A 1,617-nucleotide genomic window follows, 5' to 3' on the forward strand; every position below is an offset into this window, starting at 1 on the left:
CGGCTGCGGATGCGGCGCCCGGCGTCATGTCGTTCGTCGGCGCGGTCACGGCGCGGCCCCTTCCCAATCGTCGCGACGGCACAGGCCGCGCATCTCGCAGTAGGCACAGGCCACGCCTTCGCCCAGCGCCGGCAGCGGATCGCCGGCGTGGATGGCCATCAGGTCCTGGCGAAGGCCGTCCAGCATCACGACAGTGGTCGCTTCCACGTGTTCGTGCTCAATCTCGGCAATGCCCTTGGCGTCGTCCAGGGCCAGGTACTGCGCACGCAGCGGGCCGGCGGACTGCCCAGGCCGCTGGCCCTCACCCCTGCCCTCTCCCGCAAGCGGGAGAGGGAGTAAGGCAGGCGAGCCCATCAGCACGGCGTAAACGGCGAGCTGCGTGTCTTCCAGCGGATTCGCGACCTTGTCCTTCAAGCCTTTGAGGCTGCCGGTCTTGTAGTCGATGAGCAACTGTCCATCGGCGGCATCGTCGATCCGATCGATGCGCCCGAGCAGCGCCAGCTCCGCGAGTGCGGGCTCGATCTCCGCCCAGGGATGGACGCGGCGATCGACCTCGCCGCGCTCGAAACGCTGGCCTTCGGTCTCGCGCTCCGCGAGCCAGCCGAGGTAGGCCGGCACGAAGCGCGCGAAGCTCGCCGAGTACGGCAGGAATTCCGCCGGCGCCAGGCCAAGCTCGCGCATCTGTTCCTGCGCGGCGCGTTGCAAGCGGGCGTCGTCGTCGAGATGCGGATCGCGCTCCTCCACGCGTTCGGTGTGGAACTGATGCAGCACCGCGTGCAGCCAGGTGCCGTAATCGCGCTTGTCGGCCTGGACATCGAGCTCGCCGGCCTCGCGCAGCCCCAGCAGCACACGGGCGAAGAACTGGTACGGGCACTGACGCAAGGATTCCACCGCGCTCGCGCTCAACGCCGACGGGAGCCGCCCTTGCGCCTGCGCGGCGGCGCGGTCGACGTGCGCCGAAGGCACGGTCGCATCGATGCGCGGATCGTGCCAATGCGGCAGCGTCTGCCCCACCGCCTGCAGCGCGAGGTCGAGCCGGTCCAGCAGCGGACTCGCCGCGAGCGGCTCGCTGCCGAGATGCCCGCGGCGCAGCAACGTCACCGCCGGCGCGCGCAGCAGCTGCGCGAACTGCCAGGCGAGCGCTTGCCGCTTGCCTTCCACGGTCGGCAGGCCGAGCTCGCGCGCGAACGTGTCGCCGATCAGCACCGGCCCCGGCGGCACCGGCCCCAGCGTCGCGGCGTCCGCGCCCGGCAGCACGATCGCCCCGAACGGGCGCAGCATCGTCCGCGCCAGCGGCGTGATCATGATCTGCAGGCCGCCTTCGAGCGGCGGCTTGTATTCGCCGGCCTCCAGCGTCTGCGAGACCCAGTCGACGAATTCGGACGCGGTCAGTTGCGCGCCCCGCAGGACCGCTTCGTGGCCGGAGCCCGGCCACGGCGTCTTGCTCAGCCAGAGCGCCTCCAGCACCTGCGGTCCACCCGCGGGCTGGCGCTTGAGCTGCTCGTCGGCGCCCAGCTGCTGGAGGGTCTGACCGAGCGCCGCGATCCAGGCGTCGAGCGCCTGCGTGCCCCGCGGCTGCAGCGGTGCCAGCGCCTCGCGCGCGCCCTCCCAGAGCCG

General features: G+C 71.8%; 1 protein-coding gene. It reads right to left on the bottom strand.

Translation table 11 applies throughout. The features are described 5' to 3' along the window. Positions 1-45: 45 nt before the first annotated feature. On the bottom strand, positions 46-1,617 hold a 1,572-nt coding region (locus VF536_RS21075; RefSeq protein ID WP_331616838.1), incomplete at its 5' end, for a PD-(D/E)XK nuclease family protein.

The sequence above is a fragment of the Roseateles sp. genome, assembly GCF_036486225.1.
Lineage (GTDB): Bacteria > Pseudomonadota > Gammaproteobacteria > Burkholderiales > Burkholderiaceae_C > Roseateles.